We start from the raw sequence: 15,435 nt of genomic DNA, 5'->3' as shown, positions 1-15,435 counted from the left end.
AGAAGAATGGCGGTGAGCACAATTGACCCTACGATAACGAATTCCATGATTTTTCCTTTTTTGCAAAACTAGCTTAGTACTCCAATAGTTTTCCCGAATTACGAATCTTTCCCAGATTCCCAGCCTATTTGGCTATCTTTGCCAAGCGATTAAACCTACCTTACCTACCATGAATTACCTTTCCAAACGCCGCGTGGCTGTTGGTTCGATGTTTTTTTTCGTCGGATTATGTTTTGCCAGCTGGGCTTCTAGGATTCCCGATATCCAATCCAAATTTGATCTCTCCGAAGGACAGCTAGGTACAATGCTTCTTTTTTTGCCCCTTGGATCTGTTATAGGATTGCCGATTGCAGGTTGGGCCGTCCATAAATTTGGTAGTCGTGTTGTGATCCTGACTGGTGGGATAGCTTATGCACTTTCTCTGCCATTGATAGGATTAAGCACTTCTACCTTGATGCTGATCCCGATCCTGGTCGCCTATGGAATGCTGGGTAACATCATGAATATATCCCTGAATACTCAAGGTTTGAATTTAGAAGACCAAATGGGGAAAAGTATTCTGGCATCTTTTCACGGGCTTTGGAGCTTGGCGGGATTTACCGGTGCTGGATTAGGAGCAGGGATGATTTTCCTGGGGTTGAGTCCAGCCCAGCACTTTGGAGTGGTCATGGCGATTTCTTTGCTCATTATTTTTCTGGCCCAAAGCCTAATCCTGAAGGAAGAAAAAAGTACCGAGAGTGGGGGAATGGTCTTGAAAAAACCTGATGCTCTGCTGTTGAGAGTTAGTTTGATCGCTTTTCTAGGGATGATGAGCGAGGGCTGTATGTTTGACTGGAGTGGAGTTTATTTCAAAAAGGTAGTCTTGGCCGAACCTGGTCTAGTGGCCTTGGGTTATGTGGCATTTATGGGAGCGATGGCCTCCGGTAGATTCTTTACGGATAAACTTGCTGCCAGATATACCAAAGTGGCCGTGATTCAAATAAGTGGCTTTTTGATATTTATAGGATTGCTCCTTTCTGTTTTTGTGCCGGCGCTTTGGTCAGCGACATTAGGATTTCTACTGGTTGGATTGGGGGTAGCTTCCATCATTCCGCTTTCTTATGGGATTGCGGGCAGGTCCAAGCTTTATTCTCCAAGTGTTGCTTTGGCTTTGGTCTCTACGATTTCTTTCTTTGGATTCCTTTTAGGCCCGCCTTTGATTGGTTTTGTTGCTGAATTATTCAGCTTGAAGGTTTCGTTTGCCTTGGTTGCTTTTTGCGGATTGGGAATTTTGATTCTTTCCAGCATTCGCAAGCAAGTATTCCTGATTCCTCCTAAATTTCCCAAAAAAGCCGCAGCATGACACTCCCCGAGGATTTTCAATTTACCCGTGAATTTGAAGTAGGCTCATTTCAGGTGCATCCAGATGGGGAAATACGGATGTGCTCCTTGGCCGATCTTCTCCAGGAGATTGCCTGGAGGCATGCAGATTCAGGGGATTTTGGGAGAAACCTTCTGGATAATCAGCAGATGTGGGTGCTTTCGAGATTTGAAATCAAGGTTTCTAAATTCCCGCGTTGGGGGGATAAAATAAGGATTTTCACCGGGGGAAGAGGAGCCGAGAAACTCTTCGCATTTCGGGAGTTTTTGGTTTGGGATCAGCATGAAAAAGTTTTAGCCAGAGCAATGTCTTCATGGCTTTTATTGCATACTCAGACCAAACGGATCCAAAAACCCGAGTCTGTTTTACCGCCTGAATTGTTTGATCCCACCAAGAAACCTAGCTGGCAACCAGAGAAACTTTCTTTCATGGGTAACTTGATTGGCGAAGAGGAAATTAAAGTACAGCATTCTGACTTGGATCTATACCATCATGTCAACAATACCAGTTACATCCGTTGGGTGGAAAATTCACTGAGTGAATTTGGTCTAAAAGCCCAGGAGATATCAATCAATTACTTATCCGAGTGCCACGCCGGAGACAGGATTGTGCTTTCTGTTTCGAAGCTCGAGGAGGAGATTTTTGTTTTAGGAGAAAGCAATACCAAACCTGTCTTTCTTGCTAAAGTTCAGGCCTTGAAACTTTGAATATCCTGTGATTCTAGTCACAGCAATTGACCCTATTTTTCTTGCACTTTTGTACATTGCTAATAGACTATGAATCAGATGATGCAGCCTTTCGTCAAATTAATTACTCTTTTGGTCGCCCTGCTAGGACTTGCAGTGGTTTTGGTTGGGATTGTAGGTGGGGTTTTGTTTTTGTCTCAATCAGGAGTGCAGCTTCCAAGTTTAAGTCAAGACGAACCTCAAGTTCCCCAGGCAATTGCTGAACTCCCAATTACCAAGGCTTTGGTAGATCCTGAAGGAATGTGGAAGGCGCCAGAGGTGTCTAGCATGGACGCAGAGCCCAATGCTGACGAAATCAAGTATGGCCGTGAACTTATCGCCAACACCTCCGAATACCTTGGACCAAACGGGAAGGTTAAGGCGATGTCTAACGGAATGAATTGCCAAAATTGTCACCTGCAGGCTGGTACTGTCCCTTTGGGAAATAACTACAGCGCTGTAGCTGCCACATATCCAAAAGTTCGAGCCAGATCAGGTCAATCTGAGGATATCCCAAAGCGGATAAATGATTGCTTTGAAAGAAGTCTAAATGGACAAGTTTTGCCGATAGAATCCAGAGAAATGAAAGCCATGGTCGCCTATATTACCTGGCTTGGTAAAGATGTTCCAAAAGGAGAAAGTCCCAAAGGAGCTGGACTCTATGAAGTACCTCTTCTCGACAGAGCTGCAGACCCAGCCAAAGGAAAATTAGTCTATGACAGTCAATGTGCCGTTTGCCATCAAACTGACGGTCAGGGCATGCCCAAGCCGGATGGTACAGGGTATATTTACCCACCTCTATGGGGCAAAAACAGCTATAACCATGGAGCCGGGCTTTTTAGGCTTTCCAGGTTTGCGGGTTATGTCAAAGCAAACATGCCCTTGGGGGCGACATTTGAAAGTCCTCTTTTATCGGATGAAGAGTCTTGGGATGTGGCCGCCTATGTGAACAGCTTGGAAAGACCTTCCAAGGATCTTTCTAAGGATTGGCCAGATATTTCCAAAAAGCCGATGGATCATCCATTTGGACCTTTTTCAGATGAGTTTTCTGAGGAGCAACACAAGTTTGGTCCATTCAAACCTATCCAAGAGGCAAAAGCCAAATCCAAGTGAACAAGAGATTAGCATTTGGTCTTTTCCTGTTTTTTTTGGCTTTCGGAATTGCAAAGCCTCAAGAACAGGAGAAAAATATATTTGTCCAGCCTGATGTGCATTTTAGGACTTTTTGGATGAGTACTGCCTATCCCGGAAGTGACTTCAAAGATGACTATGCATTGGGTATGTCTCTGAATATGGGAGCCAAAGTGAGTATCCTCGAAAATTGGAGCTTCCATGTTGGTTACCGAGCCTTCACCAATGGAGTCAGTTCGGAATTGTGGATGGTAGATCCAGTATCAGGCCAAGGCAATCGCTATGAACTGGGCTTATTCGATATTCTCAATCCAAAAGACAGGTTTTTCGGTAAGCTGGAGACGTTTTCCTTAGCGTATTCCCAGGAAAGTTTCGGAGTAAAAGTGGGTCGAATGGGGATCAATTCTGATTGGGTAAATGCTCAGGATGGTAGGCTTTCTCCAACGGTGGTGGAGGGAGTGCATGCATGGTATGCCCCGGATAAGCTATGGAAATTTTCAGGCTATGGTATTGGCAGAATGAGCATAAGGGGCAGTAGCCAGTGGTTGGGAGTAGGGGAAACCGTCGGGATTTTTCCTCAAGGAAGATCGGAAGAGGGTAAGGCTGCTGCTTATTATGGAAATACGGCAAGTAATTGGCTGGGGATTTTTGAAATTGACCGAAAAATTGGAGCTAGAAGTAAGCTTCATTTTTCCAACACCTTCGCTCAAAACCTTTTTTCAACTTATTGGCTTGGGATCGAATCAAATTTTCCGGGTGAAAAACAAACCGTCAATCTAGGACTTCAGGGAGGATTTCAGCATGGAATCGGAAATGGAGGGAATGAGGATTTTTCTTTCCGATACAAAAATCCTAAGGATAAAAATATTGCTTTGTCCGGACGTATTGGATGGAGGAATTCTCGTTGGATAACTCATCTGAATTTGACCCAGGTTTTCGGAAGTGGCCGATGGCTAAGTCCCAGAGAATGGGGGAAAGATGCGTGGTACACTTTCATTCCAAGGGAAAGGAATGAAGGCTTTGAAGCCGTGACAGCTTTGGTAGGATTCGGGGAATATAAGTTTGAAGAGGTTCCGGTTCAGATTTATGCCCATTTGGGAATTCATTGGCTTCCCGACACGCAAGATGCCGCCGCAAACAAGTATAATTTTCCGAGTTACCGCCAAGTCAATTTGGGACTCAAGTACCAACCCAAAAATCTAAAAAATCTCGATTTCCATTTTATAATGGTGAATAAAGAACCTTTGAAGTCAATCGAGCTTAGCCCTAATCAAATTTACAATAAGGTCGGGATGCTTCACTTCAATGGGATTTTAAACTGGAGGTGGAACTGATCCTCAGGCTTTGAATTTGACCTCATTGGTCAGGGGTTTACGTTCTTCGAATTCCTGTAGGTTTCTTAAGGTGGTGGAGGCTATTTGAGCAAGAGCTTCTTTCGTCAAAAAGGCCTGATGTCCGGTGATCAGGACATTTGGAAAAGTCATCAAGCGGGCGATTTCTTCGTCCAGGAGAATTTCCTCAGATAGATTTTGAAAGAAAATATGCTCTTCCTGTTCATAGACATCGATGCCTAAAAAGCCTATTTTTCTTGATTTTAAGGCTTTTATTACCTCCTTGGTGTCAATCAATGCCCCTCTGCTGGTATTTATCAAAGCCACACCGGTTTGCATCAAAGAGAGAGTTTCCCGGTTGATCAAGTGTTTGGTTTCGGGAGTGAGAGGACAGTGGAGCGAAATGATGTTACTTTGAGAAAGGACTTCCGGCAAGGGCAAATATTCTACTCCTAGCTGTTTCATTTCTTCATTTTCAATGACATCATAGGCTAGAACTTTGCATCCAAATCCTTTAGCTATCCGGCAAAATGCTCTTCCAATAGCGCCGGTTCCGACGACTCCAATGGTTTTTCCGAAAATATTTACACCAGTAAGACCTTCCAGAGAGAAGTTGTTTTCCCGGACCCTATTGTAGGCCTTATGGGTTTTTCTCGAAAGAGTCAAAATCAAGGCAAAGGCATGCTCGGCAACAGCCTCAGGACTATATGCAGGCACCCGAACCACAGTAATTCCATACTTGCTGGCTGATTTAAGGTCCACTTGATTATATCCCGCGCAGCGGAGGGCGATTAGCCGAATGCCCATTTGAGACATTTTCCTCAAAATATCTTCATGGATAGTGTCATTTACGAAGGTGCAGATTGCCTGGTGACCTTCTGCCAAGGAAAGCGTAGTCAAGTCCAGCCTGACTTCTAAAAAGCTTATCTCATGCTTGAAATCTACTACGTGATTTTCAAAGCTTTCCCGATCGTAAGACTTAGTGCTGAAGAACGCGATTTTCATAAAATGTAGGTTTGGGATTCACAGATTGAAAAATCCTTTTGTATAAAATAGCGAAGAGAAAACAATTTATAAGTTATGTTTAGGCTTCACAATCAATCCTATGCTATATGAAGAAAGTCTTTTATTTTCTGCCCATTCTTTTTGCAATTGCCTGTGTTCCAAAAGAAACCACCGAAACTGAAGTACTAACCGAAACCCTCATCAAAGAAGTGCCAATTCAAGATTCAGTCCTCCGACACGTTGTCCTTTTTGGATTCAAGGAATCCGCTACTCCAGAACAGATTCAGGAGATCGTTGAAGCATTCAAAGCTTTAAAAACTCAAATTCCAGAAATTAAAGGCTTTGAGTGGGGCATCAACTCCAGTCCTGAAGGGCTTAATCAAGGGCTTACGCATGCCTTCACCTTGACCTTTCATTCTGATGCGGATCGAGATGCTTATTTGCCTCATCCGGATCACAAGGCCTTTGGAGAAAAGCTGGGGCCAATTTTGGATAAAGTGACCGTGGTGGATTATTGGACTAAGAAGTAATTAGCGGTCCACTGGGATATTCTTTCTCTCGGTTCCTGGAGTTTCTTCTACATTTAGAACTTCCGTGACCACAAAAACGCTCGTCCCTCTCCAAGGTAACATTCCATTGAATTCTTGGTAGCGAAGTTCAAGGTGTTTTCCTGAATTTCGCTCCAGGATTTCGGCTACTTTAGGGTCTGTAACGCTAAATCGAAACTCATTGCTTTGAAGAGCTCCGGATGTTGGACTTTGGAATCCTTCTTGGACCATTCTTCCTTCCCAGGTTTTAAAGATTATTCCTTTTTTCACGAAATAATTCAAGCTTCCTGCTTTCACTCCCTCCCCAAAGACGAAAAAAAACTTCCACCAAAGGAATATTCCGAGTACCAAGATTAGAATTAGACTGGAAGTCCAAAGAAACTTTTTCATAAGATTTGGTTATAAGCTTAACTAAATATAGAAACCCTTTGTATCAATCTGGGAATTGTATTTGAAAAATTGTTCTCTTTTGAAGGTATGGACTTGTTTAAAGAAAATTTTAACTCTAAAAACTTACTTCCTTACGGTGGGGAGGTGTATTACTATCCGGATTTTTTCAGCAGGGAGAAAGCTGATGGTTTGTTCTTGGACTTGGAAGAAACGCTTTCCTGGAGACAGGAGCCAATACGGATTTTCGGAAAAATGATCATGCAGCCCAGACTGACGGCCCTGTATGGTAATCCCAACCAAGAATATGGCTATTCTGGCATCTCCATGACACCCGAACTCTGGACGGAATCCCTTTTTGAAATAAAAGAGAAAATTGAAGCTAATTCTCAAGAAACCTTTACCCACGTTCTCTGTAACCTTTACCGGGACGGTCAAGACAGTATGGGCTGGCATAGGGATAATGAACCGATTTTAGGTCCAGAGCCTTGCATTGCGTCCTTGACCTTGGGTGCTCCGAGAGTATTCCAGCTGAGAAATTACCAGACTAAAAAGGATAAAATCGACTTGCTACTTCAACATGGAAGTCTTTTGATCATGAAAGGTCAAAGTCAGCAGGTTTGGGAGCACCAGGTGCCAAAAACAAAGAAGGTCGCCACACCGAGAATCAATTTGACTTTCCGGCATTTGAAATAAAAAAAGGCTGCAATTGCAGCCTTTTCAGTGTCTTTTTAGTCTACTAACCATAGGTATTCACCATACCCGGCCGCTTGCATTTCCGATTTGGGAATGAATTTCATAGCGGCGGAATTCATGCAATACCGGAGATTGGTAGGAGCCGGACCATCGTAGAAGACATGTCCTAAATGGCTATTGCCAAACTTACTGCGGACTTCCACTCGCTCCATTCCCAGCGTTTTGTCAATGGGTTTGTCAATTGCTCGGGCATCAATGGGCTTCACAAAACTAGGCCATCCAGATCCGCTTTCATATTTGTCTTTGCTGCTAAACAGAGGTGCTCCAGAGACGATGCAGACATAAATTCCATCTTCTTTGTTGCCATTGTACTCATTTTGAAAGGCATACTCTGTTTCATCCTCCATGGTGACTTCATACTGAAGCGGAGTGAGATTTTTTTTCAACTCCGCTTTAGAAGGAGCTGTGTATTTTTTTTCACTTAGTTCCGGCCAGTGTTTTTTGATGAATTCATCTCTTCCCGATCCAGTTCTATAGGCGTAATAATCTTTGGGATTTTTCTTGTAATAATCCTGATGATACTCTTCAGCAGGGTAGAAATTCGTGTATTTGATGATTGGCGTCGCAACCGGTTTATCAAACCGCTTGCTTTTATCCAGTCGGGATTTGGATTCCTCTGCCACTTTCTTTTGCTCCGCATCATGAAAGAATATCGCGGATTCATACTGGCTGCCTCTATCATAGAAGGATCCCCCTACATCAGTCGGGTCAAAAGTTTGCCAGAAAATGTCCACCAATTCTGAATAGCTGATCACTTCCGGGTCAAAGGTGATCTGTACGGACTCTCGATGCGAAGTTTTTCCTGAAGATACTTCACCATAAGTCGGATTTTTTTCTTTTCCTCCAGCATATCCTGAGACTACGGAAATCACGCCGTCCAAACCTTCAAAAGGTGCTTCTACGCACCAAAAGCAACCTCCAGCAAAGGTGGCTAACTGGGTTTTGGAGGAATAAACAACGGGCGTTTCTGGTTCTGGATTGAGCTCCGCCTCTTTTACCTTATCGGTAGAAGGAGAGCTGCATGCCATCAAAAAGGCGATTAGCGAGATGATCATGGGAAAATGAAATTTGTTTGATTTCAACATGGATGAATACTATTGAGAAGGACCAATGATTTTTTGGTCAGTTTTTTGAGTGTAACACGCGAAACTCAAAATCTGTTTCCAACAGGTTTTTGATTTAAGTCCGCTTGCTTTCCTAAACTTACGAGTTTACCAAGGTATTGGATGTTAAAGGTTGTGATTCCTCTATTTCAAATGCTAATGATATGAAAAACAAGATTCTATTATTTGTCCTACTAATGTTTGGTGCTCTTAGTCCTTTTACGCTACTGGCTCAGCAGGGTAGTGGTTTCGGAATAAAAGGAGGCCTGAATTACAATACCAGTGGAAAATATTTCAGGGATGCAGGGGAGATATTTTCCAAACCCGGAGAAAATACGGGATACCATGTTGGTGTTTTCTACCAATTGGTAAGCTATGATATAGCTTTGCGTCCGGAATTGATTTTCACCAATACTGCATTTGAATCGTCATTGGGTAAGGTGGAATATCAAAAAATTGATTTGCCAATACTGGTAAAAATGAACTTTTTCAAAATCATCGGCTTCCAAATAGGCCCTTCATTACATTATACTCTAGAGGAGAAATTTTCAGTGCCTGGCAACTTTGAGCCATCCGAGCCATTTGGATTAGGCTTTCAACTCGGTCTTGGAGTCAACTTAGGCCCAGTGGGTTTGGATTTACGATTTGAGCGGGAGCTGAATGAGAGGAAGTACAGTTTTGAGAATGTTTTGGGAAAAGAAGATTTCAAAACTCAACAGCTCATTTTGGGACTTTCTTTTAAAATTCCCGGTCGGCAAAAATAACGAGCTTTTCAATTTCCTGACGAATATCATCTTTTGTAAATGAATGGTTTTCAATGACTAATCGTTAGGTAGTTAGATGAAAACCAATAGTTATATGATTAATCAACTAAAGTATCTCCTAGTGCTACTCGCAGTGGCTTTCCTAGGAGGATGTCAAGAAAATCCAGATCCGAGTTCTGAGGAAATTCAGCAAATCAAAACTCAGATGGCTTCCGGTCAGTGGGTGATTTCTAAGTTTATCGACTCTGGCAAAGATGAGACCTCGGACTTTGCGGGATTCGTATTTGTGTTTAACTCTTCCGGTGTTTTGTCAGCAAAAAAAGGAAGTCTGGAATACATTGGGACATGGTCCATCACCAACAGCAGCGGAAAAAACAATAGTCAGGGAAATGATGACAGTCAGGATGATCTGGATTTCAACATTTTCTTCAATCTAACCAACGAGTTTGAAGACCTGAATGATGATTGGGATATTTTGACCCATACATCTACCAAAATTGAATTGACAGATGTGAGCGGAGGGGATGGCAGTGTGGATTATTTGACTTTTATAAAGAATTAGAACTCAAATTACGGGGATTCACCAGACCAAAATCCCAAACTGCAAATTGATTAAGGAAATAGGAGAGCGGGCATTTTGATACAAAATGTCACCATCGGAATTGATTTCAATGCTGTTTCTTTTGATATATTTGGTTTTATCTCCATGTTGAATCATGAGTTTGAAGAAAAAAGAAGCTGCAAGATCATCAGCTTCTTTTTTTTGTTTTTTGGAGAAAAAACCTACCCCAATTCCTGAGACAAAACCCTCATAGTTCGTTCCTAAAATCGTCCCTTTTACTTCTTGGTCTATGATGGTTGCCAGGAAAGAATTATCCACTCTTGTTTTGGTATTCATGATTTTCATTCCAAACATGCCATCAATAAATGGAATTAGGCCAGCTTCTTTTTCTTTTAAGAAAACTCTGAACATGGGGCCCAAGGTTAAGAAATTGAAGGTGGTCTTGAGCGGAGGGTAAAACTTGCTTTCCGGGATTTTTTCATTTCCAAAGTTGAGGTAGTTAAAATCAACTCCCAGATAAACAGGAGAGTACAATCCTTTTTTTGGATTTAGGAGAAAATGGAATCCCGAACCAAATCCAGTGCCTCCAAAAGAATTATTGACGGTGTTTCTGAATTCCCCAATCGGAAAAGCCAAATTTCCTTGTATTCCCAGCTGCATAAATTCCCTTCTTTCTTGCCCTAATGATTTTGTAGCCATTAATAGCATTAGCCCAAAAAATAGGAGTGGCCTCAATTTCATGAGAATGCTAACGGATGTGAGTTTGGAAAAATGTTTTCAATACCGCTGCTTCTTGATCGTCCACTTTTTGGTCTGCCAATGCAGACTTAATTAAGGGTAGAAGCTCATCAAAAGGACTCTCATTTTCCAGATGTTTGTTTTTTTCCATCCATTGGTTCAGGCGATAAATCTCATACGTGTTTACATCACCGCTGGCAAGGATTCCTTCAAAAATACCGTTCAAAAAGTAGAGGTTAGGATGATGGGTTTGTTCTTCTTCAAAGTCTCCCAAGAAAGATTTCAAAATTGAATTTATCTCGTCCAGCTCTTCGTGATTGATACTGCCATCCCGGATTATGGGACTAATTTTTTCGAACAGTTCCTGAAAAGATGGATTTTCACAAAGGCATTCATTCTGGTTACACCAGTTTTTCAAAGCTTCAAACTCATTTCGGTTGACGACTCCGTCTAAGGAAATGCCATAAATCATTCCCGCCAATTCAAATGCGGCTTGTGTGGTCTCTTGGTTATTTGGGTTTTTCATGGATATTTTTCGGATAAAAACTTAATATTCTTTCCCTTCAATATACTTCAGAATCACTGAATTATCTTGTGTGTTGCGAGAAATTCTTCTAAGGAAATAGAAAAAATACACAGCTTGATAAGCAGCATAAAAGTGTTTTTTTGAGATAAAGTGAATCAGAAAAGTCGCGATAAGAAATATTCCATTTAGCGGAAATTCAAGGTAAAAACGGTCCTTTCTCCCGGAATGGAAATCACCTGTAGGCTTCCTCGATGAAGGTTCATGATTTGCCTTGAAATCGCCAATCCAATTCCTGAACCAGTCTTTTTAGTGGTGTAAAATGGGACAAAGATTCTTTCCAAAGCCTCTGAAACAATCCCGGGGCCATGATCTTCTACTTGGATTTGAGTACCCAGATCACCTTGTCCAATGGCTCTTAATGTAATTTGTCGATCCGCCTGGTTTTGGATTGATTCCGAAGCGTTTTTGATCAAGTTGATCAGAATCATGCTGATTTGGTCCGGGTCGCAATGCACTTCCAATTCCTCCGGGAGAACTTCAACCTGAATTTCAATTTGGTTCGACTTTAGATCTTCCTTCATCAATCCCAGCACGTTTTCAAACAAGGATTTGACTGGTGTAAATTCTTTTTTGGGCGCGGGAATATTGGTGTAATCCCGGTAGGCATTTACAAAGTTTACCAAGCCCTTGCTGCGGTTGGCAATCGTGTCCAATCCTTCCTGAATGTCCTGAAACCCGTCTCTTTTGATGAGCATGCCTTCCTGCTGCACATAGCTGTCTTCGTCTAATATCGTCCTGAGAGATTCTACCAAACTTGATATTGGCGTGATGGAATTCATGATCTCATGACGAAGCACTTTGGTCAGGTTTTGCCAGGCTTCCAACTCATTGGATTGGAGTTCGGCATTGATATTTTGAAAAGAAAGCAAAGTCCAGCTTTGGCCTCCCATTTTCAGGGATGTTGACTGAACAATCAAGTGAAGACCAGGATTCACCTTGAAAGAAATTCGCTGTCCTGGCTTCATGTCCATGACTTCTTTGAGAAGTTTTGTGGAGAGCTTACCCAAGTCTGAAATATCCCTGAATTGTGGGATTTGAAGAAGCTGCTTGGCGGCATTGTTGATCACCCCTATTTTCCCTTCGGAATTAAAAGAAATGATTCCGGTATTGATGTGCTGTATGATTACTTGGAGAAAAAGCATTTGCTCCTCCTTTTCAGCTCTGGTCTGTTTAAAGACTTCCATCACTTCGTTGAAGGCCTTATTGACTTCACGAAAAGAGCCTCCCATTTTGCTGTCATGGGTAAAGGAGGAGGAAAAGTCAGTGAAGCGAATGGAGTCTAGGAATCTGGCCAACTTGTGATTAATGGAGTTGACATAGTAGATCATTTCTCCGGCTAAAATTAGTACGACAATACCAAGAATAGCCGGCGCGAGCAATAGATTCTGGGTGCTGAAAAGCCAAACCCCCAGAAAAATAGCCAATGTAATTCCCAGAATTCTGAGTGTAATTCCGAAAGAAAACCGCCTATAAACCATACTTCTCAAGTCTTCGGTAAAGTGAGGAGCGAGTCAATCCTAATTCTTCGGCGGCACGGGTAATATGCCCATTATGCTTTTGAAGTGCTTTTCGAATTAGAATTCGCTCCACATCTTCAATGTTGAGGTGTTCCAAGCTTACATTTTCTTCAGATTTTTCGGGTTGCCCCATTTTTTGTAAGAAAAGGTCTTCTGGCTGTAATACATTGTGATTGCTCATGATCACGGCTCGTTCTATGCTATGCTGCAATTCCCGAATATTTCCCGGCCAATGATATTTTGCCATCCGCTTGAGCAAGGGTTCGGAGGCTTTTCGGATGTCCTTGTTGTACTTTTTGGAGTAATAAGTGATAAAGTGATCGGCTAAGAGAGGGATGTCTTCTACCCGTTCCCGTAAGGGAGGAAGCTGGATTTCAATGGTATTGATTCGGTACAAAAGATCCTGTCGAAAAGTGTTTTCATAGACCATGTTATAAACCGGAAGGTTAGTCGCTGAGATTAGCCGAATATTGACATCCACCGGCTTATTGGCACCTACCCTGGTAACTTGCCTGTTTTGAAGGGCCGCCAGAAGTTTTGCTTGTAAGGGTAGCGGAAGATTTCCGATTTCATCCAAAAACAAAGTGCCTTTATGCGCTTGTTCAAATCGACCGGCTCGGTCTTCTTTGGCGTCCGTGAAGGAGCCTTTTTTGTGACCAAAGAGTTCAGACTCGAAAAGGGTAGAGGTGATAGATCCCAAATCTACCCCAACAAAGGCCTCCCTACTTCTTCTGGAATTTCGATGAATTGCCCGGGCTATCAGTTCCTTTCCTGTACCATTTTCTCCTAAAATCAGCACATTTGCATCAGTGGCAGCCACCCGCTCTATCGTTTCAAATACTTTTTGCATGGAAGGACTCTGCCCGATAATGTCCTTGAACTTGTTGTCTATATCCTGCTGTAGCGTTTGCTTTTGGTCTTTCAGAAGATTGACCTCAAGTTTCTTCTGCCGAAGCTGCAAGGCAGAGTTTAAGGTGGCTAGAAGGCGTTCATTTTCCCAAGGCTTCAAGACAAAGTCTGTTGCCCCTTCTTTGATAGCCCTAACGGCCAGATTTACATCTCCATAGGCTGTGATCAACACGACAACTGCTGACGGGTCGAGTTCCAGAATCCGGTCTAACCAATAAAATCCCTCCTGGCCAGAACTCACATCTTTGGTGAAGTTCATGTCCAGCAGAATTACATCGTAATTTTCATTGTGGGTCAAGATGGGAAGTAGATCCGGGTTGGACTCGGTATCTACCTGTGCAAAATGTCTTTTGAGAAAAATCCTTGCGGCTTTGAGCAAATCCTCATTGTCGTCTATGATCAGTATTTTACCTATTCTCTGCTCATTCATAAAAAGGTGCGTTTAAAATCTGCTGATCCCTTGTTCCAAAAGTCTGCCGAAACGAAATTCTTTAAATAATTTTCCAAAAAGACCGGAATCGGACGAATTTGAGCGGTTTTTGAAGTTTGGCTCAAAGGAATAAGTTAGGCAATTCCCGTCTGACTTCGAAGCTTTTTGTTCGCTGGCGGACGAAATTGTTCGTGTGGGCTTTACCTAACTTATTCGAAAATGCACTTGGAGAGCCTTGTGGGCTATTTTTTTGATGGCACAGCCTTTGGCACATTGGGGATAGGCCGTTTAGAGGCATCAATACACAATGGATAGAAAAATTGAAAAGAAGACTTGGACTCCCAGAAAAATTGCAGCAGTCGTTGGCGGTGCAATTTTATTAGGAGGAATTATTTACCAAATCGGTTTTGCAGATCACAGATCCACGATGAATGTGGATAAGGACCGCTTAAGCATTGGAACTGTAAAAACCGGCGAGTTTACAGACTACATCTTGGTTTCTGGCCAAATCGAGCCGGCCAGAACTGTTTTTTTGGATGCCATCGAAGGTGGGGTTGTGAACAAGGTCGTCCGTGAATCCGGAGCATTGGTGAGAAAAGGAGATACCATCCTCGTGTTGAACAACTCAAATCTGCAGCTGGATGTGATGCAGCGGGAGACCATGCTCTATGAGCAGATCAACAATGTCCGCCAAACCCGTTTGCTATTGGATCAGAATGATTTGAGCCAACTCGGTCAGTTGGCTGAGATTGATTATCAGATTAGCCTCTTGGAGCCGCAGTACAAAAGATTTAAAGAGTTGCATGACAAAAAGCTGGTCTCAGACCGGGAATTTGAAGAAGTCAAAGAGCAATACGACTATAACCTGAAAAGAAGAAAACTCACCTATGCTTCCTATCGGAATGATTCATTGGCCAGGTCTTATCAACTTAACCAGTTGAAGCTTTCTGAAAACAGAATGCAAGCTTCCTTAACCGGGGTCGGAAATATTCTGGACAACCTGATCATTACGGCTCCTATTGCCGGACAATTGGCAACTCCTGAACAATTGGAAATCGGTCAGGCGATCAATCCTGGTCAGCGATATGGACAAATTGATGTACTCGATGAATTTAAAGTACGTGTACCTATAGATGAGCTTTATCTTCCCCGAATCGGCCAAGGCTTGAGAGGAAAATTCTCCTTAAGTGGCCAGGATTATGAGTTGGAAATCAGTAAAATATATCCGACCATCACCAATGGAAGGTTTGAGGTAGATATGGTATTTACCGGAGAAAGGCCTGAAGGAATCCGAAGAGGACAAAGTGTCCGAATCCGTCTGGAACTCGGACAGAAAGAAACCAGCCTATTGCTTCCAACCGGTGGGTTCTTCAAGGATACGGGTGGCAACTGGGTATTTGTCCTAAACTCCGCAGGAAATGCAGAAAAGAGAAATATCCGTTTGGGAAGAAAAAATCCTGAATTCTATGAAGTTCTGGAAGGATTGGTAGAGGGGGAAAAAGTCATTATCAGTGGGTATGAAAATTTCGGGACAAATGAGGTGCTGGAGTTGAAATAGGTTGAAGACGGAAGACGGAAGACAG

16 protein-coding genes are annotated in these 15,435 nt (G+C 42.6%); 9 read left to right on the top strand and 7 right to left on the bottom strand.

What is annotated here, in order from left to right; translation table 11 throughout:
* Positions 1 to 169: 169 nt before the first annotated feature.
* The 4 genes from G458_RS0101235 to G458_RS0101220 all read left to right on the top strand — a co-directional run bounded on the left by G458_RS0101235 (position 170) and on the right by G458_RS0101220 (position 4,550).
* Positions 170 to 1,342 (top strand): MFS transporter, encoded by a 1,173-nt coding sequence (locus G458_RS0101235; protein WP_026950286.1) that lies wholly within the window; start codon positions 170 to 172, stop codon positions 1,340 to 1,342.
* Positions 1,339 to 2,067 (top strand): acyl-[acyl-carrier-protein] thioesterase, encoded by a 729-nt coding sequence (locus tag G458_RS0101230; RefSeq protein WP_026950285.1) that lies wholly within the window; start codon positions 1,339 to 1,341, stop codon positions 2,065 to 2,067. The genes G458_RS0101235 and G458_RS0101230 overlap by 4 nt, the downstream gene beginning before the upstream one ends.
* Positions 2,068 to 2,136: 69 nt before the next feature.
* A complete protein-coding gene (locus tag G458_RS0101225; RefSeq protein ID WP_026950284.1) occupies positions 2,137 to 3,198 on the top strand; it encodes a c-type cytochrome in 1,062 nt (353 codons plus the stop codon).
* Positions 3,195 to 4,550 carry a hypothetical protein gene (locus tag G458_RS0101220; protein ID WP_051286940.1) on the top strand — a complete coding sequence of 452 codons (1,356 nt, stop codon included), beginning with the start codon at positions 3,195 to 3,197 and terminating at the stop codon, positions 4,548 to 4,550. The genes G458_RS0101225 and G458_RS0101220 overlap by 4 nt, the downstream gene beginning before the upstream one ends.
* A 3-nt stretch (positions 4,551 to 4,553) precedes the next feature.
* On the opposite strand, the gene G458_RS0101215 is transcribed toward G458_RS0101220, so the two are convergent.
* The gene (locus G458_RS0101215) at positions 4,554 to 5,552 is read right to left on the bottom strand and encodes a 2-hydroxyacid dehydrogenase (RefSeq protein WP_026950282.1); all 999 of its coding nucleotides are present in this window, start codon (positions 5,550 to 5,552) and stop codon (positions 4,554 to 4,556) included.
* 107 nt (positions 5,553 to 5,659) lie between these two features.
* Between G458_RS0101215 and G458_RS0101210 the strand changes: the two genes are divergently transcribed.
* The gene (locus G458_RS0101210; protein WP_026950281.1) at positions 5,660 to 6,082 is read left to right on the top strand and encodes a Dabb family protein; all 423 of its coding nucleotides are present in this window, start codon (positions 5,660 to 5,662) and stop codon (positions 6,080 to 6,082) included.
* Here the strand turns inward: G458_RS0101210 and G458_RS0101205 are convergent, their stop codons facing one another.
* Positions 6,083 to 6,490, bottom strand: a complete 408-nt coding sequence (locus G458_RS0101205) for a hypothetical protein (protein WP_026950280.1) — start codon at positions 6,488 to 6,490, stop codon at positions 6,083 to 6,085.
* A gap of 87 nt (positions 6,491 to 6,577) precedes the next feature.
* Between G458_RS0101205 and G458_RS0101200 the strand changes: the two genes are divergently transcribed.
* A complete protein-coding gene (locus tag G458_RS0101200; protein WP_026950279.1) occupies positions 6,578 to 7,183 on the top strand; it encodes an alpha-ketoglutarate-dependent dioxygenase AlkB family protein in 606 nt (201 codons plus the stop codon).
* A gap of 35 nt (positions 7,184 to 7,218) precedes the next feature.
* Here the strand turns inward: G458_RS0101200 and msrA are convergent, their stop codons facing one another.
* Entirely contained in the window at positions 7,219 to 8,298 is a 1,080-nt protein-coding gene (gene msrA, locus G458_RS0101195) for a peptide-methionine (S)-S-oxide reductase MsrA (RefSeq protein ID WP_026950278.1), read from the bottom strand.
* 212 nt (positions 8,299 to 8,510) lie between these two features.
* Here msrA and G458_RS0101190 point away from each other — a divergent pair, with 212 nt between their 5' ends.
* Positions 8,511 to 9,110 carry an outer membrane beta-barrel protein gene (locus G458_RS0101190; protein WP_026950277.1) on the top strand — a complete coding sequence of 200 codons (600 nt, stop codon included), beginning with the start codon at positions 8,511 to 8,513 and terminating at the stop codon, positions 9,108 to 9,110.
* A 94-nt stretch (positions 9,111 to 9,204) separates the two neighbouring features.
* The gene (locus tag G458_RS0101185) at positions 9,205 to 9,672 is read left to right on the top strand and encodes a hypothetical protein (RefSeq protein WP_211234611.1); all 468 of its coding nucleotides are present in this window, start codon (positions 9,205 to 9,207) and stop codon (positions 9,670 to 9,672) included.
* Between the two features lie 18 nt (positions 9,673 to 9,690).
* Here G458_RS0101185 and G458_RS0101180 read toward each other — a convergent pair whose 3' ends face one another.
* The 4 genes from G458_RS0101180 to G458_RS0101165 all read right to left on the bottom strand — a co-directional run bounded on the left by G458_RS0101180 (position 9,691) and on the right by G458_RS0101165 (position 13,852).
* On the bottom strand, positions 9,691 to 10,332 hold the full coding sequence (locus G458_RS0101180) for a hypothetical protein (RefSeq protein WP_157359647.1): 642 nt from the start codon (positions 10,330 to 10,332) through the stop codon (positions 9,691 to 9,693).
* Positions 10,333 to 10,420: 88 nt separating this feature from the next.
* A complete protein-coding gene (locus tag G458_RS0101175) occupies positions 10,421 to 10,936 on the bottom strand; it encodes a hypothetical protein (protein ID WP_026950274.1) in 516 nt (171 codons plus the stop codon).
* A 185-nt stretch (positions 10,937 to 11,121) separates the two neighbouring features.
* Positions 11,122 to 12,474, bottom strand: coding sequence for a sensor histidine kinase (locus tag G458_RS0101170; RefSeq protein WP_026950273.1), 1,353 nt, complete (start codon positions 12,472 to 12,474; stop codon positions 11,122 to 11,124).
* The gene (locus tag G458_RS0101165; RefSeq protein ID WP_026950272.1) at positions 12,464 to 13,852 is read right to left on the bottom strand and encodes a sigma-54-dependent transcriptional regulator; all 1,389 of its coding nucleotides are present in this window, start codon (positions 13,850 to 13,852) and stop codon (positions 12,464 to 12,466) included. Before G458_RS0101165 ends, G458_RS0101170 begins: the two co-directional genes overlap by 11 nt.
* A 307-nt stretch (positions 13,853 to 14,159) precedes the next feature.
* Between G458_RS0101165 and G458_RS0101160 the strand changes: the two genes are divergently transcribed.
* On the top strand, positions 14,160 to 15,410 hold the full coding sequence (locus G458_RS0101160; protein ID WP_026950271.1) for an efflux RND transporter periplasmic adaptor subunit: 1,251 nt from the start codon (positions 14,160 to 14,162) through the stop codon (positions 15,408 to 15,410).
* Positions 15,411 to 15,435 lie beyond the last annotated feature (25 nt).

It is taken from the genome of Algoriphagus mannitolivorans DSM 15301 (genome assembly GCF_000429425.1).
In the GTDB taxonomy this organism is placed as follows: Bacteria; Bacteroidota; Bacteroidia; order Cytophagales; family Cyclobacteriaceae; genus Algoriphagus; species Algoriphagus mannitolivorans.
Note: the sequence above shows the minus strand (reverse complement) of the source record. Positions and strands in the feature narration are given on the sequence as shown.